Source organism: Parasedimentitalea nitratireducens (assembly GCF_057444295.1).
In genome coordinates this window covers 1-22,901 of record NZ_JBYAXC010000006.1, presented here as the reverse complement: position 1 = coordinate 22,901, position 22,901 = coordinate 1, and the positions used below count along the sequence as shown (strand labels likewise).

The following is a 22,901-nucleotide window of genomic DNA, read 5'->3' as shown; positions in this document are numbered from 1 at the left end:
TAACGATATTGGAGGATTAGCTATGGCACTTTTGCAGACTGTCGACCCGGATGGGATGGACGAATTTTCGGTGGTCTTCACAGACCGTTCGCTCAATCACATGTCCAAGACCTTTCAGCAGGTGATGCTGGACATCAACGCCATGCTCAAAGAGGTTTATAAGGCCGATGCCGTGGCAGTGATCCCCGGTGGCGGTACCTACGCAATGGAAGCCGTCGCCCGCCAGTTCGCCCGTGGCGACGACGTGCTGGTGGTTCGTAATGGCTGGTTTTCTTACCGCTGGAGCCAGATTTTTGAAACGGGGGGGCTGACATCCTCGGCCACGGTGATGAAGGCGCGGCAAACCGGTAATATTAGCCCGTCGCCCTTTGCGCCTGCACCCATTGGCGAGGTCATTGCAGCCATCAAAGAACAGAAGCCGAGCGTCGTGTTTGCACCGCATGTGGAAACAGCAGCCGGGGTCATCCTGAACGATACCTACGTCAAAGCCATGGCGAAGGCCGCGCATGAAGTTGGCGCGCTGATGGTGCTAGACTGCATTGCCTCGGGCTGTGCCTGGATCGACATGAAGGGCACTGGCGTCGATGTGCTGATCTCGGCCCCGCAAAAGGGTTGGTCAGCGTCGCCCTGCGCTGGTCTGGTGATGCTGTCCGAACGCGCCGAGGCCCGGATGGCCGAGACCGAGTCCGACAGCTTTGCAATCGACTTGAAAAAATGGCGCACGATCATGCAGGCCTATGAGAACGGTGGCCATGCCTATCACGCCACCATGCCGACCGATGCGCTCAAGGATTTCCGCGATACCATGGCCGAAACCAAGGAATATGGGTTCGACAAGCTGCGTGATGCTCAATGGGCGCTGGGCGATGGCGTGCGGGCTATGCTGCGGGACAAGGGCGTGACCTCGGTCGCTGCCGATGGCTTTGGCGCGCCGGGCGTGGTGGTTAGCTATACCAAGGACACAGAAATCAGCACCGGCAAGAAATTTGCCGCCCTAGGCATGCAAATCGCCGCCGGGGTGCCGCTGCAATGTGACGAGCCTGAGGATTTTCAGACTTTCCGCCTTGGCTTGTTTGGTCTTGATAAGCTCTATGATGTGGACGCCACTATGGCCCGTCTCAAAACGGCGCTAGATCAGGTTCTGTAACGGCCTGCGCGCCGGATCTGGCGTAGCGACATATTGCTGTTAGCGCCAAGCCCCCGGCGTAGACAGCGCGCTATGATCAGACACGAGATAGTCAACCAGGCCCCGCCCCAGAACAGGGTAGGGCCGCCAAACTCCTCGGCCAGCATTCGGGCATCGGACCGCAAGTAAGACCGCGCAATGGTGTCGCTGAAGATATCATAGGGCACAAAAATCATGCTGCTGAGCCCGATCACACGCAACATGAGATCGTTGAAACAGTGGGATAAGTACCTAGAACTGCCCAGCATCAGCAGACCCGCGACAATGCAGAAAGCAAGGGCAAAGAAATCCCGCACGTATAATGCAGCTGCGGCTAGGATCACGGCTGCCAGCAGCCCCATGACAAAACGGTCCCAGTTGGTGCGAACAGCAATCAGGAACAGGGTCACCCCGATCAATAGCGAGCCGCAATAACCAGCACTAAGGGTCAGGAAACGGCTGCCCCCTCGCGATATCACCATTCCGCCTTGTTGCGGGTCGATCGTTAGGCTTTCGACGGAGCCGCCGGTCAGCAGTGTCATTGCGGCGTGGGACAGCTCGTGCAGCAGCACGATCAGGATCTTCAGCGGCACCACCACGGGCGTTGACCAAAACGCAAAGATCAGCGCCGTCAGCAGCATCAATTGCCAATGCCCAGTGCAGAATTTTTTGGTGCGCTTCAGGGTCACTTTGTGCCCAGCCCGGCCCGCATCAGGGTCTTACGTACCGGTGCGATTGAATAAAAAGCGTTCAGCGCCGCGGCGCGCATATCCCGCAAGGGTCGCGCTTCGAGCATTGAGGCCCGGTTTAGCATATCAATGCCTTTAACCCGCAGCTTGATCTCGTTATGGCGGGCTTTGTGATAGGCCTCTAGCATCTGTGCATCACCCAGCCCTTCACGTCGGGCCTCGGCCAGTTCCAGCAGGCTGGCCAGATCGCCCAGCGACATGTTTAGCCCCTGCGCGCCGATGGGGGGCACCACATGGGCCGCCTCGGCCATTAAGGCCAGTCGCTCGCCATTCAATCGCTCGGCGCATTGGCTGATGATCGGCCAGATGGTGCGGCGCGAGGCCAATTTCATCTCACCCAGCAAGCCACAGGCGCGTCGATTCATCGCGGCCTCAAACTCTTCGGCTGGCATCTTTTGCAGCTCTTGCGCCCGTGGGCCACGCTCCATCCACACAATGGCCGAGCTGTGTTTGTCCTGATAGTCGGGCAGGGGTACCATGGTGAACGGCCCACCGGAGCGATGCACTTCGGTCGATACATTGTCATGCGGCATCGGATGGGTGACGGCAAAGGCCAGCGCCTTTTGGCCATAGCGGGTTGTGTTGACCGAAATTCCAGCCGCCTCTCTCATCGGCGAATTGCGACCGTCGCAGGCCACAACCAGTTTTGCCGTAATCCGGCTGCCATCGCTTAGCCCAACGCGGGCCTCGGCGGTGCGGGTGAACAGGCTGGTGGTGGCAATGCCGGGGCGGAAGTCGACATTTGGCAGTTCACTCAGCCGGGCCAGTATTTCGCGTCGCAGCAGCCAGTTGGGTAGGTTCCAGCCAAAGGGCTTGTCCGACAGGTCAGCAGCGTCAAAGTCTTTTACAACCCGCGGTTCCGGCACTTCGCCGCCCGCATCCACAATACGCATGACTTGCAAGGCTGCGGCGTGGTTATCCAGTCGCTCCCACAAGCCGCAGCGTTGCAACAGTTCCTGTGCGGGTTGCAGAAATGCGGTGGTGCGCAGGTCGGATCCTTCGACATCGCGCTCGGTAATTGGCGCTGCCGGGTCAACGCAGATCACGTCAAACCCAGCTGATGCAAAAGCAGCGGCAGCGGTCAAACCCGCAATGCCGCCGCCGGAAATTAGGATGTCGCAGGTGTCGGCCATTGTTCAGCACTCCATTCTTGGCCTGATCTAGGCCCGAGAACAGGGGAATGGCAAGCACCTAGCCGTTGCAGGTGGTGGGATCAGCCGCGTGTAACCAGCATCAGCAGGGCAAAAATCACCGGCACCATGGCAACGGCGGGCAAGTAGAGACCGGGACCCCCCCATGTCACAATAGACATTGCCCAGAGTGCAAGAAATACCGCGATGGCCAGAAACATCTTTACGTCTGGGCTCATCGGCTTCTTTGCAGTGACTTGGGCAGTCGAAAGAGGGGTTGCAACAGTAGCGTCGGTCATCATGGTGTCCTGAAACAGATGAAAAGATGACCGGGATATATGGCTTTTGTCAGCGGTGAAAAGAGCCCGATGCCGCAAAGCAGCATTGCTAGTCAATTTGCCGCAGGAACGCTGCCAAGTTGTTGGTGTGGTGGTGGATGTGGTCTGCATCTAGCGGATCAGGGGCCACATGCACGGTACGCATTCCCATCTCGTGTGGTGCAGCTAGATTGCGGGGGTCATCTTCGAACATCGCGGCCTGAGTGGGCGTTATTCCGGCCTGCGCAAACACCCGATCAAAGGCATTGCGCTCGGGCTTGGGCAGATAATCCGCATGTTCAACGCCATAGATGCCATCAAACAATCCGCTCAGGCCACGTGCTGCCAACACGCGCTCGGCATAGGGTGCACTACCATTGGTGTAGACGATTTTATGTCCGGGCAAAGCGCTGATCCGAGCGGCAAGGTCGGGGTCTTTTTGCATGTGATCCATCGAGATATCATGGACATCAATCATATATGGGACCGGGTCCAGATCATGCTCGCGCATCAAGCCGGCCAGGGTGGTGCCATGTTCACGCCAATACAGGTCGCGCAGCCGGTTTGCCTCGGCCTTATCAACCTTCAGCGCCTCCATCACATATCGGGTCATCTTGACCTCGATCTGATCGAACAAGCGGTCCGAGGGCGGATACAGGGTATTGTCGAGATCGAATACCCAGTGATTGACGTGTGAGAAGCTGTCTTTGACCATGGTGCAGGCTTAGGCTTGATGATGTTGATATGCAAACAAAAGAGTGGCGGGGGTAAATGATTTGTTTCGCAGATGCGCTACAGGCTTGATTGCAGGGCAACGCGCCATGTAGACAAACATAACCCACAACCGAGAGTGATCATGAGCCAAAGTCGCAGTAACCCCAACGATGCCTACAGCCTGATCCTCGAAGCGATTGATGTGGGCGTTTATAAACCCGGAGATCGGCTGGTTGAAAGTGACCTGGCCGAACGCTTTGGTGTATCGCGCACACCCATTCGCGAGGCTTTGCAGCGGCTTGAGACCCAATCTCTGCTGGAGCGGGATGGGCGGTCGCTGATCGTGGCCTCGCTGGATCACAACCAGATGGCCGAGCTGTACGTGGTGCGGCGCGAGCTGGAGGGGTTGGCGGCCAAACTGGCAGCCCGCCATGCCACAGAAGAAGAGATCAGCGTTTTACGCGAAATGGTAACCGCAGATGATGCGCTGGTGAATGATCCGATTGCATTGTCCAAAGCCAACCGCCGGTTCCATGAGCAAATCCACCTGGCCTCGCACAACCGCTATCTGGTTCAGCAGTTGAACCTGGTGCATCGCACTATGGCATTGATGGCCACCACCTCACTTGCCGCGCAGGGGCGGGGAGAGATTGCTCAGAGCGAGCATAAGAAAATCGTCACAGCAATCGAACAGCGTGACGAGGCCGCGGCAGGAGGGGCGCTGAAGGATCATATCTCGATCGCGTTTAAGACCCGCCTAAAACAGGATGCCGGTCAACGCGGAGGGAACTGACACCTACGAGGGCTGGTTGCTGTCGGTTGGCTGTGCATTGATGCCGTGAGTGGTTTTGTCCCAGAAAAACGGGTGCCAGATCAGTTCGTGTAGGGCTTTGATCGCCGCAATTGCACCAAGCGGAAAGTAGAAGATCATGGTTGGCGCCCACAGCGCAAGGCCGCGTCTGTTAGAGGCAAAGGCGGCAGTGACACTCAGAGTGATGCCAATGATCTCGAATAACATCAAAGCCATCGCTGCCGAATAGAGCAGCCCCATCGGCAGCAAAGATGCGCTGGGATGGGGCAGGCCCAGAAGGATCAGCCAAAACGACCATAGAAAGGGCGCAAGCAGGAACTGCCCAACGGTGCCCAGGAAAAAGGCCTGAAACCCCAGAAACTGTCTCCATCCAAGTTGTGACCACAGCAGCCTTGGGTGACGCATATGGACCAGATAAGTCATCATAAATCCTTTGAGCCAGCGCGATCGCTGCCTGATCCAGGGCCAGACTTGGCAGTTGGCTTCTTCGTGGGTGGCCGTGGAAATCATTTCGGTCCGGTATCCTGCGCGGCACAGGCGGACACCTAGGTCTGCATCCTCGGTCACGTTATAGGCATCCCAACCGCCCAATTTCCTTAGGACATCACGCTTTACAAAAAGCGTTGTACCACCCAATGGCACCACCAAGCCCAGCCGTGCCAAACCCGGAAGAACGATCCGAAACCAGCTTGCATATTCCAAGGTGAAACAGCGAGATAACCAGTTCGTTCGGGGATTGTAGTAATCCAGTACCCCCTGCAAACAGGCGACATCGGTGCTGGTCTGTTCAAACGCTCTGGCAACATGTTCTAGTTGGTTTGGGGCGGGTGCATCTTCTGCATCCCAGACACCGATGATGTCGCCATTACAGAAATTAAGAGCAAAATTCATGGCGCGGGGTTTGGTCTGCAAAGCGCCAAGCTGTGGAACTTCGATAATCTGCATCCATCTGGGAAGTGATGCCTGGGTAAGGGCTTCGCGTGTGATTTGGTCGTGTTGTTCAAGGACCAAGATCACTTCAAGCAGCGCCCGTGGGTAGGACAAGCTCTGTAAGCGGCGTAACAGGTCTGTACTGACATTGGCTTCCCGATACAGCGGTACAAGCATTGAAATGCGTGGGAGCGGCTTAAGGCCGTTGGGTAGCTGACGGAGCGGCTGTTCACGCCCGATCCGGCCTCCATTTGCCAGGCTTGTAATAAACCCAACCAACTTTAGACCGATAAAAAGGGATAGAGATATAAAGGCGAGCACACAGAAAAACGTGAAAGACAGGATTGGAGCGTAAAGAGACAGTGCAACGGCCGCCACCAGGCACAAAACTGTCAGCAAGGCGCGATGGGCGCTTTGTAAATGGCGGCTACTGAAATAAAGAGGAGCCAGAACCGAGGCTTCTAAGGCTAGATCTCTTTGGAAATACGACGTCAAAGCAGAAGTGATCTGTTGTTCAGCTGCCAGGATCGGTTTGACCTGCGGGAATTCATCCTGCAACGCTTCTTGCAGTGCGCTGAAATGCTCAGGGTGCGCGATTGCGATTAGCAGTTGTTGACGTGCCATCAAAACAGGAAGCGCACGGTGCCTGAGCCAAAATTGGGCTGACTTTTTCCTTAATAGACTGGGGATGATCTCATGGTTGTCTAAATCGATTTGTTGCAGCCCATGTTGGCGGGACAGCGCATCAAGAACCTGAGTTTCACTGGCCCACCCCTGGCTGATCAAAATATGGCCCAGCGGGGCGTTTTGGTGGCGTTGCAGTACTAGCGCGCGCAACAGATCGGTGTCTTTTAACGCATGCGACTCGACCAGATACCGTCCAAGCCACCTCCGACTGGCCTGTCTGCCTGGTCGGTCAACTGAACGCCGTATCGAATGATCATGCATAACACCCCCGCAGGCCGCTAATCATACCAAGAAGCGTGAGGAGCGGGGGTTAACAGCCGGTTAACCAAGTTAAAGCACCGGCTGTGTTTTACTTTGAGCTTACGCCTCGACCGACTTGTGAGCGTCCATGGCTTCGGCAAAGCGCTCGAACAGATAGAAGCTGTCCTGTGGGCCAGGGCTGGCCTCGGGGTGGTGCTGTACCGAATAAACCGGGCGATCGGCAATGCGGATACCACAGTTGGAGCCGTCGAACAGCGACACATGGGTTTCAACCACACCCTTGGGCAGTGTCTGAGCGTCCACTGCAAAGCCATGGTTCATGGAGGTGATTTCAACCTTTCCAGTGGCGTTTTCTTTGACCGGGTGGTTGGCACCGTGGTGGCCGTGGTTCATCTTGATGGTCTTGGCACCCAGCGCCAGCGCCAGCATCTGGTGGCCCAGACAGATACCAAAGACCGGCAGGTCGGTGGTGCCCAGGATGGTCTTGATCATTGGCACGGCATATTTGCCAGTCGCCGCCGGATCACCTGGGCCGTTGGATAGAAATACACCGTCAGGGTTATGCGCCAGCACTTCTTCGGCTGTTGCTGTCGCAGGCAGAACCGTCACATCGCAGCCAGCCGAGGCCAGGCAGCGCAGGATGTTGCGCTTGGCGCCATAGTCGATGGCAACCACTTTATGCTTTGGGGCTTCCTGACGTGGGTAGCCATCTGGCCAGGCCCAACGCATTTCATCCCAGCGATAGCTTTGTGCACAGGTGACTTCTTTGGCCAGATCCAGACCTTCTAGGCCGGACCAGGCACGGGCTTTGGCAACCAAAGCTTCAACATCAAAGTTGCCATCGGGATCATGGGCAAGCGCTACGTGAGGTACACCTTGCTGACGAATCACGCGGGTCAGGCGGCGGGTGTCGATGCCACCGATGGCGATGCGTCCAGTCCGCTCGAGCCATGATTTTAGCTCTTCGGTAGCGCGCCAGTTACTGGATTGGGTTGGGTCCCATTTGACCACCATGCCAGCGGCGACTGGATCGGCAGTCTCTTCATCTTCGGGCGTGACGCCTGTGTTGCCGATGTGCGGGAAGGTAAAGGTGACGATCTGGCCCGCATAAGATGGGTCGGTCATGATTTCCTGATAACCGGTCATCGCTGTGTTGAAGCAGAGCTCGGCTACGGTCTGTCCTGTGGCACCAAATCCGGCGCCGTAGAACACGGTGCCATCAGCCAGGGCCAGGCATGCGGTGGGCTTGGACGGGGCAGTATCAGCCATTGCGCGAGTCTCCATGTGGGATAAATTCACGGGTGTTTAAGGGCAGGGGAATGGCGGGTCAAGCCCGTTGGAAAGTTGCCTTTGCAAAGTTGGCCCCTACGTCAGGGTAGACTCCTCGGCCTTGTCTACTTGTCAGGGATTGGGTAAGGCTACGGGTTCCAAAGCCATGGGGATGGATTATACAATGGATATGCGTACACGGGTCAACTCGGCCCTGAAGCAAGCAATGAAAGATCGGGCGGCGGATCGTCTGGCCACATTGCGCCTGATCAATGCAGCCATCAAGGACATGGAAATTGCCGCGCGGGGCAATGGCGAAGAGATCGTTATTGCCGATGCAGATGTGCTGGCGATTCTGAGCAAGATGACCAAGCAGCGCAACGAAAGCGTGCGCGCTTATGAAGAAGGTGGACGACTTGACCTTGCCGAACGCGAACGGGAAGAGATTGAGATTATCGAAGAGTTCCTGCCCAAGCAGCTCGCTGATAGTGAGGTTGTAGAAGCAATTCGAACCGCGGTCAGCGAAACAGGCGCCGGATCCATCCGCGACATGGGCAAGGTCATGGGCGCGCTCAAGGCCAAATACACCGGGCAAATGGACTTTGGCAAAGTGGGGCCGTTGGTCAAGGATCAGCTCTGTTCGGGCGGCGATTGCTAAGTATTGAACGCGCCACTGGCGCGTGCCTCCGACGTGAGTATTGGGGGCAAAAAACACTGAAATTGGAAAAGGGGCGGTCGATTGCGGACCGCCCTTTTTGTTTGGCTTGCCTCAGGGCCCGGCAGGGGGATGACTTAGGCTTGCGCCGAGATCGGCAACCCGGGTCAGAAAGTCCTGTCGAACCTCAGCGGCAAAGGGGTTTTCCTGTTCAATGGCAGCAAAGACATTGAGCGGGTCGTTGCGAACCATGGCAGTTGCTTCGAGTAGTAGATCAAAGCTGACTGTGGTCATCCGGGTAGGTAGGGGGTCCATCTGGCTGAGCACCTTGGCAATTAGGTGAGTGAGGCCCTGTGTAACGGCTGCCTCCCGGTCGTGGTCTTCGGGTGTCAGCGTATAGACCTTGAGGCCCAGAACACGCCGCAAAAAAGCACTAACCATTCGATCCGCCCGCCCTCTGATGTTACAGATCGCAATCTTGCGCCCCGCAAGCGAAGGACCCGCACTTTGCGGTCCAAACAGAGGGTGAGATCCGACTAAGTTGATATTGTCCGGCAAATTACGAAGCATGGCCTGCGCCGGTGCCATCTTAACCGAGCCGACGTCCATGACCACACACCCTGGCTTTAGGTGAGGGCGAATGGCCTGGCAGGTTTTCACCATGCTAGAGACCGGCACTGCAAGTATCACCAGATCACATCCAGCAGCTTCGGTTAGGTTACCAAAGCGATGCGGTGTTGTTTCCGGCCTGCTGACACCTGGGTCGTGCACTGTGATGCTAAAATGCGGTGACAGGTGTTGGGCAATCAGTTGGCCAAACTGGCCAAAGCCAAACAGGCCAATAGTGTGGATCGAAGAGGGTGGCATTGGTGCGCTCCGCTGAGCCGCGTAACCGTGCCAATTCCTGTGTTCTGACCGCCGGTACGCGGCGGTTGAACAATGAATAGATGAAGAAACCGCCGTTATGAAAAGGGCGGGTAATAGCTGTTTAGAAGAGGGGGCATCTGGTTATTCATGAAGGACGGTTAGCACTATGTCGGTGTGCAAGTCAAAGCTGAGAGACTGAGGTCAATCAGAACTGGGGTTTTGTGGCGTCAGTGATGATTTGATCTCGTCATAAAGAGCGATGCGCTCGTCCTCTGACAGGAATGCTCCAATTTCAACCTCGCGCCCATTGCCCTGCAGGGTGACGTAGTTCGGTACGGGTCCATCGTCCTTGTGCAGATGCACCGTTACCCAATAGCGATTGCAGTCCCAAGTCTGGATTTCCTGGCGAGGCGCTTGATGGATCAGGTGGATGTCCTGGGTATCCAGTGTCAGAACCTCTAGGACTTGCTGGTCCTGACGGTTTCGGTCCAGGGCCCATTTGAGTCCGAATAGGCTGAACAACAGGAAGGGCAGCAATCCCCACAGGATTACACTACCAAGTACGGGTACCAAAGGAACAGAGATCAGGACAGCGGCCATGGCAAGGATGCCTACGTACCCCCGCAACGGAAGGGACTGGTGTGGCCATATGTGCAGTTCCTTGGTGGTGTTAGATGCAGATGATATCCAGTCATAAGGCATACTGAATACACTAGGTCCGGGCGCCGCGCTGTCGAGCCAAAGGTATAGGCATGATGCTGCAGCCAAACTGCAACCTAGGTTCTCACAAAGGAAAAGGGCCCCGGAGCTTTTGCTCCGAGGCCCTTTGAATGTTGCAGTCGCTAGCTTAGTGCGACGGAGCTTTGTCCCAGTCTTCCTGTTTTGGCAGGATTTCAAAGGTGTGCTCTGGTGGAGGTGTCGGCAGCGTCCACTCCAGCGTGTCAGCATATTCATTCCAGTAGTTGTTCTGGGTGATGCGTGCACCGCGCAGCAGGGCGTAGATCACGATACCAAAGAACAGCAGGAACGAAGCAAACGAGAGGAACGCACCATACGATGAGATTTTGTTCCAGTAGGCAAATGCCTCGGGGTAGTCGATGTAACGACGTGGCATGCCCTGACGACCCAGGAAGTGCTGCGGGAAGAAGGTCACGTTTGCACCGATGAAGAACATCCAGAAGTGCAGGTGAGCCAGCTTTTCCGAGTACTGACGGCCAGTCATCTTGCCGAAGTAATAGTAAACCCCAGCAAAGATAGCGAAGACCGCACCCAAGGACATCACGTAGTGGAAGTGCGCCACAACGTAGTACGTGTCGTGATACATCCGGTCCACAGCCGCCTGCGACAGAACCACACCAGTTACACCACCAACGGTGAACAGGAACAGGAAGCCAAAGGCAAACATCATAGGTGCTTTGAATTCAATCGAACCGCCCCACATGGTGGCAATCCACGAGAACACTTTAACACCAGTTGGAACCGCAATGACCATGGTGGCCAGCATGAAGTAGGCCTGTTGGTTCAGCGACATGCCGACGGTGTACATGTGGTGCGCCCAAACGACGAAGCCCAGAACACCAATCGCGATGATCGCCCAAACCATTGGCAGGTAGCCAAAAACCGGCTTGCGCGAGAATGTTGCGATAACGTGAGAGATGATACCAAAGCCAGGTAGGATCACGATGTAAACTTCGGGGTGACCAAAGAACCACAGGATGTGCTGATACAGGATCGGATCACCGCCACCGGCAGCATCAAAGAAAGTGAAACCAAAGTTACGGTCCATCAGCAGCATGGTGATGGCGCCAGCCAGAACAGGCAGCGACAGCAGGATCAACCAAGCAGTGACAAAGATCGACCAGCTAAACAGTGGCACCTTGAACAGGGTCATGCCAGGGGCACGCATGTTCAGGAAGGTGGTGATCATGTTGATCGCACCTAGGATCGACGAGGCACCGGAAACGTGCACCGCGAAGATCGCTAGATCCATCGAGTAACCACCTTCGTTGGTCGACAGTGGTGGGTACAGAACCCAGCCTACGCCTGAACCAAGCTGATCGTTACCACCTGGTGCCATAACCGATGCAACCGCCAGCGACGTACCAGCAACATAGAGCCAGAAAGACAGGTTGTTCAAACGAGGGAAGGCCATGTCCGGTGCGCCAATTTGCAGCGGCATGAAGTAGTTACCAAAGCCACCAAACAGCGCCGGGATAACCACAAAAAACATCATAAGGATGCCGTGGGCCGTTACAAGCACGTTCCAAAGGTGACCGTTCGGGGTACACTCAGTAGAGGCATCTGCAAACACACGCGCGCCTTCGGCACACATGTACTGAACGCCGGGATCCATCAGCTCAAGCCGCATGTAAACGGTGAAGATGACAGAGATCAGACCGACAAGCGCCGAAACGATCAGGTATAGAATACCGATATCTTTATGGTTCGTACTCATGAACCAGCGGGTGAAAAACCCCCGCTCGTCCTCGTGATCGTGACCATGAATGGCTGCGTCTGCCATTTGGTGCCTCCTGTTATAAAGCGAAAGGCCCCCGAGAGCGGACTCTGGGCACCTTGATTCATAGGGTTTTTAGAGTGGCGGGGCTGTACCTTCAATGGCGGAGTTTGATCTGGATCAAGATAAATTGACGCGCCCCCCTTGCTAAGGTTGAAAAACGGATGACTTTCACTACAGCAAAGTCGCTATTATCGGTCGAACACGCGATCGCAGAGCATGAGTTCGGAAATGAAGACCTAGTTCGTCATCGACCTTGACGGCGGTAGACCTGAGCTTCAAAAGTGCTGGACACATTCCAGTAACGTGCGGGGAAACATTATGTCTTATGATCCAGAGAATATTTTTGCCAAAATTCTGCGCAACGAGATCCCCGCAACCCGAGTATACGAAGACGCTGATACAGTAGCATTTATGGATATTATGCCACGGGCCGATGGGCATGCGTTGGTTATTCCGAAAACACCGTGCCGCAATGTGCTTGATGCGACTGCCGACCAATTGGCGGCGGTAATGAAAACGGCTCAGCTGTTGTCAAATGCTGCAATGGTCGCCTTCGATGCTGATGGGGTAACCCTACAGCAGTTCAACGAAGAAGCTGGTGGGCAAGAGGTCTTTCATCTTCATGTTCATGTGCTTCCAAGGCATGCCGGTGTGTCGTTGGGGGCGCCAGGCCAAATGGGCGATCAGGACGTGATTTCCAAAAATGCCGAAAAAATCCGAAAAGCTATTTCTGATTTCTAAACGTCGTAAATTAATAAGCGTAATTAACGACTTTTTTGATAGTTGACCTGATGTGATTTTTTAGTGCATTGAGCGAGTGGAAAACAGCTCAGGGTTTAATTGCGTGAGTCTTTCTAGTATCGCGCTGCTATTTTATTCCCAGAGGGTTTTTGAGATGAGTCGTTGGTTTTGCTAAATCGGCAACCCGCGAAGCGATGGGGTAATTACAGGTGTCAGATCGGAATTTGATATTGGGGGCAACGGTGGATTCAAATACGGGAACTGTTGGGGTTTGATGTGACAAGTCAGCAACCCAAGCAAACCGTGGCATATAATCATGTCATTGCTGCGGTCTACGAGACGGTGATCCGGGCGGAGCTTAGCGATCAGTTTTTGCGTTCATCAACCAATTCCCAAGGTGGTATTGATAAAGTTCGACCTATTGAAAATAGGCGGCGTGCGCAATTTACCTCTGAGTTGCAGCACCATTTCACCCGGGCGGCGGAAATTCTAGAGCAGCAATGGATTCGGGCTGGTAGCCCAACACCTGCGCAGTTCTTTGAGGATAATAGTCGATTTTGGATCCTGCTTGGCGCTTCGGGCAAGGTGGATCGTGCCAGTCGCGTTGCCCAAGAACAACTGCAAGATGCCGAAGATGGCGTTGCCGAAGCGTTGTGGCTGGGTGCAAAAGAGCAATCCCGCCTAGAGCAGCATTTAGCCTGCATGCAGCAACCTTGGTTTAGAGTATCGATACCGAAGATTTATGCGACCTCTAGTGGCACCCGTAAACTGATGTGCCGCACCGTCCAATGTGGGCAGGGTTTACAAGCGACATATAAGCTGATGCTGGAACCCTTGGATTTTCAGTGGACAGTCGGCGCCCAAGAGATGCTGTCAAAGACATTTGATCTGCACAAACAAGAGATCCAGTTGCTGAAAGCCTATTTGGGCGGATGCAGTTTATCAGAGTTAGCAGAACGAGTCCGCGGCGGTGAAGCAAGTATTCAGGCGCAACTGCAAGGAATTCTTGACAAGACCGGGGCACCTAGCCTCGAAGAGATGGTGCGCTTGTTTTGTTTTCTCATAGCTGAAGTTGTTTCAGATGAGCAAATTGCGAACGGGACCACCATGCCAGCTGCAGGCCAGTTGCTCTTGAATGATGGTCAGCAAGTACATTTCCATAAGATGGGTGCGGAAACTGGGCAGCCGATAATTTTTTTGCACGGACTGTTGGATGGCATTGCAGGCATACAGCGGCTGCAATCGCAGTTCAGAAAACGGGGCTTCCGGGTTTATGCGCCATTGCGTAGCGGCTACGGGAAAACTGGGCCGGTGGCACCGTCAGAGCGTAGCTTTGACACCTTCATAAACCAGCTGGAGGCGTTAATAGAGCAGGAAAACCTGCGGCGTCCTATTCTGTTAGGCCACCGCGGAGGAGCCGCCTTTACGCATGTGGCAGCGCGCAGGTTGCGCGACAGAGTGTCAGGCGCCGTGATCGTTTCAGGTATGGCTCCCGTGCAGAACCTTAGTCAGTTGTCGGCGATGCGGGGGCATCAGCGCATGATGGCGGTCACTGCAACTTATTGTCCTAACTTTATGCCGCTGGTGGCAAAACGTTGGGAGCACTATGTTGTGAAAAACGGGCCAATGGCCTTACTTAAGCAGCGGCCGGACCAGGGATGCAAAGAAAGCGATTTGATTGAGGACCCTGAGCTGCATGGCCTCTTGCGAGCAAGCAATCGCTTTATCCTTGAGCAGAAAAGCGCGGGGCTTATGGCCGACTATTATTGGATCGTGAATGATTGGCAACGCCACATTGATGGCAATTCAGCCCCGGTGATCTATCTGCACGGGGATCAAGATCAGGTCACGTCTGCCCAGCGTTTGCAGCAAACGATGGCGAGTCGAAATAGAGTGCAGGTCCGGTTATGCCGCGGTGCAGGGTCAATGCTGCTGTACACACGGCCAGAACTGGTTTTGGCTGCGCTTGAAGAGCTTGCGGATGGCTAGTTTCTTGCAGAGCCAACGGCACTGTCTGACCCAAAAACCGTTGTAAAACTGCGTTGCAGGGCAATGTCGACGTCATCCATGCTGACCGGCAGGCCCAGATCAGTCAGGCTGGTAACGCCGTGTTCGGTGATTCCGCAGGGCACAATGCCGTCGAAGTGCTCTAGGTCGGGCTCAAGATTGATCGAGATACCGTGAAAGCTGATCCATTTACGTAGCCGAATGCCGATGGCGGCAATCTTGTCTTCGGCCTTGGTTCCGGTAGCTGTCAGCGGTTTGTCATCCCGTTCAACCCAGACCCCAACCCGGCCTTCGCGGATATGGCCGGTGATGTTGAACTGATTCAGCGTTTCGATCACCCACTCCTCCAACTGTTTCACAAACTTGCGGACATCGTGGCCACGTTTACCCACATCCAGCATGACATAGACTACCCGCTGACCTGGCCCGTGATAGGTATACTGGCCACCGCGTTTGCTATCGTAAACTGGGAACCGGCCGGGATCGGTCAAATCCTCGCGCTTTGCTGATGTGCCCGCAGTATACAGGGGAGGGTGCTCGACCAACCAGATGCATTCATCCGCCTCTCCGGCCGCAATTGCGGCCGCGCGCGCCTCCATGAACTCCACAGCGGCGTCATAATCGGTCAGCCCGTCACTGGCAATCCACTCAACCATGTCTCAGACCTCAACCTTGCCGCTGGCAACCTTTTGAAGGATCTCCGCGTATTGCGCCGCCCCTTGTGCGCCGCTGACCAGATATTGCTTGTCGAAAATCATCGCAGGTACCCCGGTTACACCCTGTTTGGTCCAAAACCCCTGCTTCTTGCGCACTTCGTCCGCATAGCGACCGGAGTTCAGAACGTCACGTGCCTCATCAACATCCAGTCCGGCCTCTTTCGACGCAGCAATAAGCACATCGGTGTCGGAAACGTCCTTGCCTTTGCTGAAGTACATCACAAACAAGATCTGCTTCAACTGCGTCTGCAGTTCCTTTTCAAACGCCCAGTCCAACAACTGATGCGCCTGGAATGTGTTCACCATCCGCATCTCGTCAGTGAAGTTAAACGCAAACCCGAGCGAGGCTCCTAAATCTGTCAGCCTTTGCCGGGCGTCAACGGATTGCTCTTTGCTGATTCCATATTTCGCCATCAGATGCTCGCGCAGGTTTTCACCCTCGGGCGCCATGTCCGGGTTCAGCTCAAAGGGATGCCAGCGCAAGGCTGCCTTCATGCCTGTTTGCTTCAAGGCGTCAGATAACTGGCGAAACCCAACAACACACCAGGGGCAAACAACATCCGATATGATGTCGACCTGTACGACGCGCGAGGCAGCAGTGTCTGTCATGGTTCTTTATCCTTTAGTGGCAGGTCAGGGGACCTGCTGAGTTGTTTGAGACATAAGGGATTTCCCGCGCGGATCAACCAGAATGAAAAAGGCAGCGTTTTTGCTCTTCACAAGCTCTCACCCCTCGTCTATATCGCGCCCTACCAAGCCTAGACAGTGCGGTCGTGGCGGAATTGGTAGACGCGCAGCGTTGAGGTCGCTGTGGGGTAACACCCGTGGAAGTTCGAGTCTTCTCGACCGCACCATTTTTTCACAGAGTTTATATGTAATCAATGCGTTGTCTTGGCGGGCGGGGTTCTTTCCCCGAATATTCCCCAATTTTTTGGGAATAGAATAGAACAAAGCGGCACAGTATTTTCGCTAAGGGAAACCCTGGGCTCGCGCCTATTTCGAGCGGTGAATGGGCCTTGTGACATCCAAAACCGAACTACTTTGGGAACGTGATTATTGATCGCTTCCAGTGTTCCGATCAACGCCTTCTAAGTTCAGGCGAAGTCAGTATGCATGTTCTATAGGTGTGCCTGTAACTTCGACAAGGTAATGAATGCAGCAGGTCAATACCTGATGTGATCAGCCGACTTCACAAACACCTTCGAAATTTCCCTACCTGTCGATACACTTGATCAAACTGACGATTCCTAGTGGTTCACGATTCATGATTAGAAATTTCTTATCCAAATGGCTAGTTATGTTCGGGCACAGCTCGCCAAAATGCGTGTGCGGCACCATGCTCGCTCGAAGGCACAACATGATTGCTCCTGACAAACCACGAACGAAAAATCATGATGGGCGCGTTCTGATCGAATTGATGCGAGGCGACGACGGCAGTTCAATTTGGGCGGAGCGCAGACTAGATCCCGGCCAAAACGACTGAGAGTTTCCAAGTATCTGAATGCCTGGTTCGTTGCAAAAGACTATCTAGTATCAATGTTTGTACGCTGCTCAAATGGGTGTTCCGCGAATTGACTTCAGTAAATGGTAGGTCTCAGAAGGACTTATTAGAAGACCGGGGCTTCATACGCAGAGCTCGCTTGTTGGTAACGTTCTCCGTTATTCTAGCAGTACTTTCCTGCGAGAAGCGGTATTCGTCAACAGTCACAAGGTAGGCTGATAGCACTTCCGCGATCACTGTGTGTTGTGCTGGATCCCTCACGAAGGGGCGGACCGGACTTTCGCTGCATTAAGCATCAGCGGCAGAAATGCGGACGAAGCTGACGTTGCAGAGTGCTCAACCAATGACCGCTTTTCCAATGGGTTCGCTACTCGGATGTCTCGGAAGATAGATCGGAAGGGTCGGCCCAGTCCGGGTTTTGGCGACAAGTTCAACAGTGTTGCCGTCGGGGTCGAAGGTGAAAACGCCCCGCCAGCCAACCCATTCAAAATTCCCGACTTTGTAGTCGCGCCCAAGCTCCTCATACCAGGCAATAACCGCCTCCAGTTCATCCCATGGCAGGCTGAGGGCAATGTGGTGAAGCGATGAGGCTGGACCAGTTTGCGGCGGTTTTGCGCTGCCGCGTGTCCGGCCGGTCGCCTCAGCGTCATGGTGAAATAGGGCGAGTACCGCAGTATGCCCTGCAAAACCTTCGGCAATACGGAGGAACACAGACGGCCGTTTCAGCCAGCGCGGTCAGGCCGTAAGCCGGTGCGAGCGCGGGTGAAAGCTCAGGTGCGAAGAACCGAAGAGTGGACCCAAACAGGTAGACCAGCCCTGCCGCATCAATTTCGGCGCCTAAGATCTTCGGCATGAAACCAAAGCGCCCGATCATGACGCCGGTCATCAGGCTGTTTAGGCCGAAGAACACCAGCCCCAAGTCGTAGCCATGCCCGTGCATGTTTATAAACAGTGCTGCTATTGCATCGGCCTGACCGGGAGCGAACGCCGAGATGTCTTGCCCGCCGGTGATGAGCAGGACAGCGGCCTGCAGGTTTATCAGGTTGGCGCCGATGAGCACCGACTGCACAAGCCGGAAAACCATCGCGGCCAGGGCCAGTGTTGGCGCGACGGGCCTGAACAGCACGAAGAGCAGCACCGCGAGCCCGGCATCGGCCAGCCCCATGATCAGATCTGCGGCAAGCGAAGCCCGAAAGCTGCCCGTGGCAGCAAGGATAGAAACGGCCGCGCCCTCCGCGTTCGACAGGTTGATCAGGGGAGCACGCAGCACAAGTTCAGAGCTGGTGCCGAGGACGATGGTGACAAGTTAGAACAGTCCGGCGAAACGCGTCGTGGACGGCTCGGATCGGGAAAGGTGGTGCCTCACGAAATGTTCCCTTTGATTGAGTTCTGTTGGTCGCGCTCGAAACGGGTGACTGGTTCGCGTTACGCCGGTGTGAGAGGAGTGGAGAGGCCATCGGCCTCGCGAGCGTCAGCTTTCAGAGCCAAACGCTTGCGGCCTTGTCCGCCAGTTTGCCCGACAGAAATCGGAGTCTGTCTCCGAAAATCATATCCAGCGAGAATGCGATCGGCAGTGCAATCAGGATGCTTTGCCCCCAGGCTTGCAGCCACGACCACGAGATTCCGAACTCCAGGAGGCTAAACACCCCCGACAGAGCCATGGACATGAAAGACGACATGACCAATGAGCCTGAGAACCGCTGTAGCCGCGCATGACGTATCATATCAAGCGGCCTCTCTCAGGGCCAAGGTCTTGGCCGCGGCGGTCAGGTCTGCCAACACGTTCTGTTCATTGATGCGCCCGGTTTCGGCATCAAAGACATCGTAAAAGCTGGGAACGGAAACAGCCGCCTTCAGGTCCACCCCGAAAAACTGGGCCGAGCCTTTTGCGGAAGCCAGCACGCTTGCTGCGCCCCCGGGCCCAGGTGAGGTCGAAAGGTAGACCGTTGGCTTGTCCTGAAACACTTTCTGATCAATCCGGCTCGCCCAGTCGAAGAGGTTCTTGTAGGCAGCGGTATAGGATCCATTGTGTTCCGCGAAGGATACGATCACCCCGTCGGCTGCGCCGATCTTCTCGAAAAACGTCTTGGCCGTCGGGTGTTGACCGATCTCTTTCTCCAGATCTTCGCTAAAGATCGGCAGATCGTAGTCACTCAGGTCGAGTACCTCGACCTCAGCGCCGGGGACCAGCGTCGCGGTAAACCGCGCGAGCGCTTTGTTGATGGAGTTCTTGGTGTTGCTTGCACCGAATGTCAGGATTTTCATGGGTTTCTCCAATTTCCGTTTCATAGGTTTTCAAAGTTTTCCTGCCCTTGGACCGCACCGGCATTGGTCGGGGATCAAGGCAGGCCAATTCTTGATTTTTTGACCGAAGTGGTCGTCTGGCGTTTCAGGCCAGAGCGACTCACGGACGGTGGCTCAGTCGATGGCGCCCAATTCGCCAGCCGCATGGGCGGCAATCACCGCGGCCAGTTGGTCGACGTCACGCATCGCGAAAGGGCCCTTTTGCACAAAGGGCTCGCGCAGGGGGGCACCGGACAGGAGCACAGCTTGCCCCCCTTCACCGCTCAGCAACCGGATTTCGTCGGCGCCGTGGGTGGCCAGCGCTGCGTCAGTGCTGAGCCGATGGCGGACGCCGTCGATCTCGGCCTCGATCTCACCGCGGATGACGTGCAGCCAGGCGGCGTCTCCGGGATCGGGGCGATGGATGAAGCTGCCGCTTGCCTGCAGAGAAATATCGAGGATGGTGAAGGGCAAAGCGGGCGGGGTGGCGCCGACGACGCCATTGCTTTTGCCGGTCATCACCCTTACCCGATGGCCCGAATTTTCGATCACAGGCATCTCTGCGGCGGGCACATGTCGTGCGCTGGGCTCGTCGAGCTTTTGGGCTGTCGGCAAGTTGACAAAGATCTGCAACGCATGAGTGCGTGAACCCGGGGTGGGCGCCTCGTCGTGCACTGCGCCGCGGGCGGCATTCAGCCAATAAAGATCGCCCGGGGCCAGTTCGATGTCGTTGCCCAGAGAATCCCTGTTGCGAAAACTGCCGGTGCTGTCCTCGAAGAGCACGCTCACCGCCGATATGCCAGCGTGGGCATGGGCTCCGAAGGTCGGTTCTGTCATGGTGAAGTGATCGACCATGATCAGCGGGTCCATCAGCCCGTCGAGCTGACGGTGGACGAAGCTGAGTGCTTCGAAGCCGTCGCCTCGAGTCATACTCTCGCCTTGTTGGGACCTGATGATCGCGGCTTGGGACATGTGGGTTTGATCTGCGTATTGAACGGTCATATTCGTCTCCTGTGTTGAATATGAACCTACACTCGGGACGATAACCGGAAAATCCGTTGATTTCAGAACTCTTCGTTCTATATTTGGGACGGAATCAAAAGAAGAAGACCAGACCTTGGACCTCAATCAAGCCTACTATCTAGTGCATGTCGTTGATAAGCACGGGTTCTCGGCGGCAGCGCGAACGCTGGGTATTCCCAAATCGCGGATCAGCCGGCAGGTGAAGGCCCTGGAAGAAACCCTTGGCACACGGCTCTTGAACCGGGATTCAAGACGCATGTCCCTGACGGAGGCGGGCGAGGCCTACTATCGTCATGCCAAGATGGCGCTGGAATGCATGGCGGCCGCAGAAACGGCGGTGCGTAGAGATAAGGACGCGCTAGAGGGCACCGTCACACTGTCCTGTTCAGTCGGGGTTGCGCAGTTCGCGCTTGGCCGGATTCTACCGCGTTTCCTGGCTGAGAACCCTCGCGTCATTCTGCAAATACAGGCGTCCAACGACTTCTCCGATCTGATCAGCGATGGCATCGATCTCGCCATCCGGGGGCATTCCAAGTTGCTCCCCGACTCGGGACTGATCCACCGGCGGCTTACCGAAGTTCCCTGGCACCTGTTCGGCTCACCCAGCATTGCGAAACAAATCGGTCAATCGGGCTCACCTGCTGATCTCGACGGTTTGCCCGGGCTAACGCTTGGCTGGCGGCCCGGCGGCAACAGCTGGTCGTTACAGGGGCCGGACGGGGCCAACGCCTCGGTTCCCTTTGCAACGCGCATGCGCAGCGATGACATGGTCATGTTGAAACTGGCGGCAGCGGCCGGGCTCGGTGTGGTGGCCCTGCCAGTTTACACCTGTACCGAGGACGTCGCCGCAGGGCGGCTGAGCCGTCTCTTGCCGGAATGGAATGCCGGTTTGCCGGAGATCAGCCTGTTGATGCACGGGCGGAGGGGTAACCCACCACAGGTCGACGCCCTTGCCGCGTTTCTACGCCGCGAACTGCCGGATGTCATGAACGGTGTAAGCGGCTTTTAGAGTGTTTTCGATCCAACCAACTGGGCGAATTCCTCGTTGGCTCTAGAAAATGCTACGCGATGCACGAACAGCAGGTGAGAAAACGCCGCACCGCGCGATCAGCGGTTCAATTGATTGCAGGTTTGGGCCGGCTCTGCAGCGCTTCAAATTTCGCTTTCCCGGAAGCGGACTTTTGCTGCGTTACAGAATATCGGGAGAGAGGGCTCAAAGCTGCCTTGCGGCGATGCGGCAACACGTGTGCGGCGAAAACACGTGTTTTTCCAATAGCCTAGGTGACGGTTCTCAGCCCGAAACGGACATCCTACCAACCGACTTGTTGCAAGGGCCGCTTTTGGAACGTCGACTGAGAACGGTCCAGCCTTGCTAATGTGTCGAGGCCAGTATCCCAACACGAGCTGCGGCCTAAGTCCAAGGCTGCAAGGTTATCCTAACCGTCAAAACAGAAGCTGATTCGGCAAACAAAGCGACCTTATGTTCGGTTGTTGTTTGCAAAGGTTACACATGCTATAGGTTGAGTAATTTCTTAGCTTTAAACAAGTGCGAAGGATCTCTAATGGACCGGGTGCTAATAATATTGGTTTGTCTGATTATCGGCGCAATAGGGGGCTATATTTACTTCAATAAGAATACACATCCAGTTCCACCTCAAGTGCAAATCGAGGCGCCACAATACAAAGAGATTCTTAGAACTGCGGATGTTTCGTCTGGCAATACAATCATTGCTATGAAGGAGCGCGCCAGCGGCAACAACGCAGTTGCAATGCTTCAATCGACTTCGAAGACTCTGATTGGCGTAGATTTCACAAATTTTGACTGGGAAAAGCTCGAAGGTATTGGGACCGTTTTGAACGAGGACCATCTACTTGGTTCCAGAGAAGTCACAATTAAGGGGGTCATCCCACCGCTTGAAATCCTAGAGCACTTCAATGTGAGTGGGTCTACTACCGAGAAAGTTCTGAGCCGTATCGTCGGTTTCAAGGAAGAAGAGAACCTTTTCCCCCTTGCTAGGCAAAAGCAGAGTGAGATGGTGTCCTGCATCCAAGATAGAATTTTGTATCAAGCTGGCGTTCTTGAAAACGCCGAGGAAACCGTTGTTTCTATCCTGTCAGCTGCAATGCCTCGGAAAGAGAATGGGGCACAACTGATCAACTTCGATCTCAAGTTCGAAAACGAAGAAGACTTCTTGGAGCAAATTAGGGCTCAAAGTCAAGCCGAGCAGAACGTATGTAATCAAACCACTTACATCTATGAAGGGTAGCTGGTCAGTTTCAGGCTTTCTGAGAAATGGAGCCTTCGGGGCAGTTCAGGCGCACGATAAAATCCGACGCATATTTGGTTGCCTCGGTTTTAGTTTTGAAGGACATTCTTCATGAAATTCATTCAAGCCATCGTGGTGGGAGCCGTCATCTTTTTGGGGGCGGCAGCATCGTACGCGGATCAGGTGCTATATCAATACCGAACTTGGTTGATTGTGTGCGTCGGCAGAGTTTTTGGGTCCAAAGGCAGCCTAAACTAAGAGAAAGTTTGGCTCATCTGGTTGGTTTGATT

Annotated in this window: 22 protein-coding genes and 1 tRNA gene; 8 read left to right on the top strand and 15 right to left on the bottom strand. The window is 55.2% G+C overall.

Annotated elements, in window-relative coordinates; genetic code table 11:
• The first annotated feature begins 22 nt into the window (after window positions 1–22).
• Entirely contained in the window at window positions 23–1,147 is a 1,125-nt protein-coding gene (locus AC2T28_RS16820; protein ID WP_486749800.1) for an aminotransferase class V-fold PLP-dependent enzyme, read from the top strand.
• Here AC2T28_RS16820 and AC2T28_RS16815 read toward each other — a convergent pair.
• From AC2T28_RS16815 to AC2T28_RS16800, 4 genes are all read right to left on the bottom strand, one after another.
• Window positions 1,135–1,854 carry a M50 family metallopeptidase gene (locus AC2T28_RS16815; protein WP_486749799.1) on the bottom strand — a complete coding sequence of 240 codons (720 nt, stop codon included), beginning with the start codon at window positions 1,852–1,854 and terminating at the stop codon, window positions 1,135–1,137. The genes AC2T28_RS16820 and AC2T28_RS16815 overlap by 13 nt on opposite strands.
• On the bottom strand, window positions 1,851–3,047 hold the full coding sequence (locus AC2T28_RS16810; protein ID WP_486749798.1) for a UbiH/UbiF family hydroxylase: 1,197 nt from the start codon (window positions 3,045–3,047) through the stop codon (window positions 1,851–1,853). Before AC2T28_RS16810 ends, AC2T28_RS16815 begins: the two co-directional genes overlap by 4 nt.
• An 80-nt stretch (window positions 3,048–3,127) precedes the next feature.
• A complete protein-coding gene (locus tag AC2T28_RS16805) occupies window positions 3,128–3,343 on the bottom strand; it encodes a hypothetical protein (protein ID WP_486749797.1) in 216 nt (71 codons plus the stop codon).
• Window positions 3,344–3,431: 88 nt separating this feature from the next.
• A complete protein-coding gene (locus tag AC2T28_RS16800) occupies window positions 3,432–4,076 on the bottom strand; it encodes a pyrimidine 5'-nucleotidase (protein WP_486749796.1) in 645 nt (214 codons plus the stop codon).
• A gap of 141 nt (window positions 4,077–4,217) precedes the next feature.
• Between AC2T28_RS16800 and AC2T28_RS16795 the strand changes: the two genes are divergently transcribed.
• Entirely contained in the window at window positions 4,218–4,868 is a 651-nt protein-coding gene (locus AC2T28_RS16795) for a GntR family transcriptional regulator (RefSeq protein ID WP_486749795.1), read from the top strand.
• A gap of 3 nt (window positions 4,869–4,871) precedes the next feature.
• Here AC2T28_RS16795 and AC2T28_RS16790 read toward each other — a convergent pair whose 3' ends face one another.
• On the bottom strand, window positions 4,872–6,764 hold the full coding sequence (locus AC2T28_RS16790) for a glycosyltransferase (RefSeq protein WP_486749794.1): 1,893 nt from the start codon (window positions 6,762–6,764) through the stop codon (window positions 4,872–4,874).
• Between the two features lie 99 nt (window positions 6,765–6,863).
• Window positions 6,864–8,033 carry a glutamine-hydrolyzing carbamoyl-phosphate synthase small subunit gene (gene carA / locus AC2T28_RS16785; protein ID WP_486749793.1) on the bottom strand — a complete coding sequence of 390 codons (1,170 nt, stop codon included), beginning with the start codon at window positions 8,031–8,033 and terminating at the stop codon, window positions 6,864–6,866.
• A 184-nt stretch (window positions 8,034–8,217) separates the two neighbouring features.
• Here carA and AC2T28_RS16780 point away from each other — a divergent pair, with 184 nt between their 5' ends.
• Window positions 8,218–8,691 carry a GatB/YqeY domain-containing protein gene (locus AC2T28_RS16780; protein WP_486749792.1) on the top strand — a complete coding sequence of 158 codons (474 nt, stop codon included), beginning with the start codon at window positions 8,218–8,220 and terminating at the stop codon, window positions 8,689–8,691.
• A 111-nt stretch (window positions 8,692–8,802) separates the two neighbouring features.
• Here AC2T28_RS16780 and AC2T28_RS16775 read toward each other — a convergent pair whose 3' ends face one another.
• The 3 genes from AC2T28_RS16775 to ctaD form a co-directional block, all read right to left on the bottom strand.
• Window positions 8,803–9,555, bottom strand: coding sequence for a prephenate dehydrogenase/arogenate dehydrogenase family protein (locus AC2T28_RS16775; RefSeq protein WP_486749791.1), 753 nt, complete (start codon window positions 9,553–9,555; stop codon window positions 8,803–8,805).
• A 201-nt stretch (window positions 9,556–9,756) separates the two neighbouring features.
• A complete protein-coding gene (locus tag AC2T28_RS16770) occupies window positions 9,757–10,257 on the bottom strand; it encodes a DUF2244 domain-containing protein (protein ID WP_486749790.1) in 501 nt (166 codons plus the stop codon).
• Between the two features lie 145 nt (window positions 10,258–10,402).
• A complete protein-coding gene (gene ctaD, locus AC2T28_RS16765) occupies window positions 10,403–12,076 on the bottom strand; it encodes a cytochrome c oxidase subunit I (RefSeq protein WP_486749789.1) in 1,674 nt (557 codons plus the stop codon).
• A 315-nt stretch (window positions 12,077–12,391) separates the two neighbouring features.
• Here ctaD and AC2T28_RS16760 point away from each other — a divergent pair, with 315 nt between their 5' ends.
• Complete coding sequence (locus tag AC2T28_RS16760) at window positions 12,392–12,814, top strand: HIT family protein (RefSeq protein WP_486749788.1); 423 nt, start codon at window positions 12,392–12,394, stop codon at window positions 12,812–12,814.
• Between the two features lie 276 nt (window positions 12,815–13,090).
• Window positions 13,091–14,803 carry an alpha/beta fold hydrolase gene (locus AC2T28_RS16755; RefSeq protein WP_486749787.1) on the top strand — a complete coding sequence of 571 codons (1,713 nt, stop codon included), beginning with the start codon at window positions 13,091–13,093 and terminating at the stop codon, window positions 14,801–14,803.
• Here AC2T28_RS16755 and lipB read toward each other — a convergent pair.
• Both lipB and AC2T28_RS16745 read right to left on the bottom strand, forming a co-directional pair.
• Window positions 14,800–15,477, bottom strand: a complete 678-nt coding sequence (gene lipB / locus AC2T28_RS16750; protein WP_486749786.1) for a lipoyl(octanoyl) transferase LipB — start codon at window positions 15,475–15,477, stop codon at window positions 14,800–14,802. The two genes, AC2T28_RS16755 and lipB, sit on opposite strands and share 4 nt — an antisense overlap.
• Window positions 15,478–15,480: 3 nt before the next feature.
• Window positions 15,481–16,146, bottom strand: coding sequence for a DsbA family oxidoreductase (locus tag AC2T28_RS16745; protein WP_486749785.1), 666 nt, complete (start codon window positions 16,144–16,146; stop codon window positions 15,481–15,483).
• A gap of 158 nt (window positions 16,147–16,304) precedes the next feature.
• Here AC2T28_RS16745 and AC2T28_RS16740 point away from each other — a divergent pair.
• Window positions 16,305–16,391, top strand: a tRNA-Leu gene (locus AC2T28_RS16740).
• A gap of 1,293 nt (window positions 16,392–17,684) precedes the next feature.
• Here AC2T28_RS16740 and AC2T28_RS16735 read toward each other — a convergent pair.
• From AC2T28_RS16735 to AC2T28_RS16720, 4 genes are all read right to left on the bottom strand, one after another.
• Entirely contained in the window at window positions 17,685–18,308 is a 624-nt protein-coding gene (locus AC2T28_RS16735) for a DUF4386 domain-containing protein (RefSeq protein WP_486749784.1), read from the bottom strand.
• A 208-nt stretch (window positions 18,309–18,516) separates the two neighbouring features.
• On the bottom strand, window positions 18,517–18,762 hold the full coding sequence (locus tag AC2T28_RS16730) for a DUF2798 domain-containing protein (RefSeq protein WP_486749783.1): 246 nt from the start codon (window positions 18,760–18,762) through the stop codon (window positions 18,517–18,519).
• Window position 18,763: 1 nt separating this feature from the next.
• On the bottom strand, window positions 18,764–19,303 hold the full coding sequence (locus AC2T28_RS16725) for an NADPH-dependent FMN reductase (RefSeq protein ID WP_486749782.1): 540 nt from the start codon (window positions 19,301–19,303) through the stop codon (window positions 18,764–18,766).
• Window positions 19,304–19,456: 153 nt separating this feature from the next.
• Complete coding sequence (locus tag AC2T28_RS16720) at window positions 19,457–20,323, bottom strand: pirin family protein (protein ID WP_486749781.1); 867 nt, start codon at window positions 20,321–20,323, stop codon at window positions 19,457–19,459.
• A 115-nt stretch (window positions 20,324–20,438) separates the two neighbouring features.
• On the opposite strand from AC2T28_RS16720, the gene AC2T28_RS16715 reads away from it, so the two are divergent.
• Both AC2T28_RS16715 and AC2T28_RS16710 read left to right on the top strand, forming a co-directional pair.
• Window positions 20,439–21,353, top strand: coding sequence for a LysR substrate-binding domain-containing protein (locus AC2T28_RS16715; RefSeq protein WP_486749780.1), 915 nt, complete (start codon window positions 20,439–20,441; stop codon window positions 21,351–21,353).
• A 553-nt stretch (window positions 21,354–21,906) separates the two neighbouring features.
• Window positions 21,907–22,611, top strand: coding sequence for a hypothetical protein (locus AC2T28_RS16710; protein WP_486749779.1), 705 nt, complete (start codon window positions 21,907–21,909; stop codon window positions 22,609–22,611).
• The last annotated feature ends 290 nt before the right edge of the window (window positions 22,612–22,901 follow it).

What these genes read in the sequence shown, in the direction of transcription:
- AC2T28_RS16780 (WP_486749792.1), top strand. Translation starts at nt 8,218, where the DNA reads ATGGATATGCGTACACGGGTCAACTCGGCCCTGAAGCAAGCAATGAAA.
- lipB (WP_486749786.1), bottom strand. Translation starts at nt 15,477, where the DNA reads ATGGTTGAGTGGATTGCCAGTGACGGGCTGACCGATTATGACGCCGCT.
- AC2T28_RS16795 (WP_486749795.1), top strand. Translation starts at nt 4,218, where the DNA reads ATGAGCCAAAGTCGCAGTAACCCCAACGATGCCTACAGCCTGATCCTC.
- AC2T28_RS16810 (WP_486749798.1), bottom strand. Translation starts at nt 3,047, where the DNA reads ATGGCCGACACCTGCGACATCCTAATTTCCGGCGGCGGCATTGCGGGT.
- AC2T28_RS16770 (WP_486749790.1), bottom strand. Translation starts at nt 10,257, where the DNA reads ATGCCTTATGACTGGATATCATCTGCATCTAACACCACCAAGGAACTG.
- AC2T28_RS16725 (WP_486749782.1), bottom strand. Translation starts at nt 19,303, where the DNA reads ATGAAAATCCTGACATTCGGTGCAAGCAACACCAAGAACTCCATCAAC.
- AC2T28_RS16805 (WP_486749797.1), bottom strand. Translation starts at nt 3,343, where the DNA reads ATGACCGACGCTACTGTTGCAACCCCTCTTTCGACTGCCCAAGTCACT.
- ctaD (WP_486749789.1), bottom strand. Translation starts at nt 12,076, where the DNA reads ATGGCAGACGCAGCCATTCATGGTCACGATCACGAGGACGAGCGGGGG.
- AC2T28_RS16745 (WP_486749785.1), bottom strand. Translation starts at nt 16,146, where the DNA reads ATGACAGACACTGCTGCCTCGCGCGTCGTACAGGTCGACATCATATCG.
- AC2T28_RS16730 (WP_486749783.1), bottom strand. Translation starts at nt 18,762, where the DNA reads ATGATACGTCATGCGCGGCTACAGCGGTTCTCAGGCTCATTGGTCATG.
- AC2T28_RS16820 (WP_486749800.1), top strand. Translation starts at nt 23, where the DNA reads ATGGCACTTTTGCAGACTGTCGACCCGGATGGGATGGACGAATTTTCG.
- AC2T28_RS16775 (WP_486749791.1), bottom strand. Translation starts at nt 9,555, where the DNA reads ATGCCACCCTCTTCGATCCACACTATTGGCCTGTTTGGCTTTGGCCAG.
- AC2T28_RS16800 (WP_486749796.1), bottom strand. Translation starts at nt 4,076, where the DNA reads ATGGTCAAAGACAGCTTCTCACACGTCAATCACTGGGTATTCGATCTC.
- AC2T28_RS16720 (WP_486749781.1), bottom strand. Translation starts at nt 20,323, where the DNA reads ATGACCGTTCAATACGCAGATCAAACCCACATGTCCCAAGCCGCGATC.
- AC2T28_RS16710 (WP_486749779.1), top strand. Translation starts at nt 21,907, where the DNA reads ATGGACCGGGTGCTAATAATATTGGTTTGTCTGATTATCGGCGCAATA.
- AC2T28_RS16760 (WP_486749788.1), top strand. Translation starts at nt 12,392, where the DNA reads ATGTCTTATGATCCAGAGAATATTTTTGCCAAAATTCTGCGCAACGAG.
- carA (WP_486749793.1), bottom strand. Translation starts at nt 8,033, where the DNA reads ATGGCTGATACTGCCCCGTCCAAGCCCACCGCATGCCTGGCCCTGGCT.
- AC2T28_RS16790 (WP_486749794.1), bottom strand. Translation starts at nt 6,764, where the DNA reads ATGCATGATCATTCGATACGGCGTTCAGTTGACCGACCAGGCAGACAG.